This window comes from Pandoraea sp. LA3, assembly GCF_022696215.1.
GTDB classification, from domain to species: domain Bacteria; phylum Pseudomonadota; class Gammaproteobacteria; order Burkholderiales; family Burkholderiaceae; genus Pandoraea; species Pandoraea capi.
On the sequence record NZ_PTPY01000002.1, the window covers coordinates 1 to 1,185 of the forward strand.

1 rRNA gene is annotated in these 1,185 nt (G+C 54.5%); it reads left to right on the forward strand.

Features of this window, described 5'->3' with window-relative positions:
- Positions 1 to 1,185, forward strand: a 23S ribosomal RNA gene (locus C5N93_RS00010); the annotation flags it as partial.

The window sequence follows — 1,185 nt, forward strand, 5'->3', positions numbered from 1 at the left end:
CGGGGATTTCCGAATGGGGAAACCCAGCACTCGTAATGGAGTGTTACTCCGCACTGAATCCATAGGTGTGGAGAGGTATACCAGGGGAACTGAAACATCTAAGTACCCTGAGGAAAAGAAAACAACAGTGATTCCCTAAGTAGCGGCGAGCGAACGGGGAGAAGCCTAAACCGCACAGCTTCGGCTGTACGGGGTTGCGGGGCGTCTCACTAGGTAGGCAGTTTGGGTAGGAGAACGGCCTGGAAAGGTCGACCGAAGAGAGTGAAAGTCTCGTATCCGAAACCAAAACGCCGCCGAGACGGTTCCCCAAGTACCGCGGGACACGAGAAATCCCGTGGGAATCCAGCAGGACCACCTGCTAAGGCTAAATACAACCTAGCGACCGATAGTGAACCAGTACCGTGAGGGAAAGGTGAAAAGCACCGCGGGAGCGGAGTGAAAAAGAACCTGAAACCGTGTGCCTACAATCAGTCGGAGGGCGTTAATGCCTGACGGCGTGCCTTTTGTAGAATGAACCGGCGAGGTACGATCGCGGGCGAGGTTAAGGTGAGAAGCCGGAGCCGCAGCGAAAGCGCGTCTGAAGAGGGCGAGAGTTCGCGGTCGTAGACCCGAAACCGAGTGATCTACGCCTGGACAGGTTGAAGTTGCAGTAAAATGCAATGGAGGACCGAACCCACGCACGTTGAAAAGTGCGGGGATGAGCTGGGTGTAGCGGTGAAATTCCAATCGAACTCGGAGATAGCTGGTTCTCCCCGAAATAGCTTTAGGGCTAGCGTTGGAGTAAGAGTCATGGAGGTAGAGCACTGATTGGGCTAGGGGTCCTCCCCGGATTACCGAACTCAGTCAAACTCCGAATGCCATCGACTTATCTCCAGCAGTCAGACTACGAGTGCTAAGATCCGTGGTCAAGAGGGAAACAGCCCAGACCATCAGCTAAGGCCCCCAAGTTCTAGTTAAGTGGGAAACGATGTGGCGGTGCACAGACAACCAGGATGTTGGCTTAGAAGCAGCCACCATTTAAAGAGTGCGTAATAGCTCACTGGTCGAGTGACGCTGCGCGGAAAATGTAACGGGGCTCAAACTAGACGCCGAAGCTATGGATGTCGAAAGACGTGGTAGGGGAGCGTTCCCTGCGGGTAGAAGTCAGACCGGAAGGACTGGTGGACTGCAGGGAAGTGAGAATGC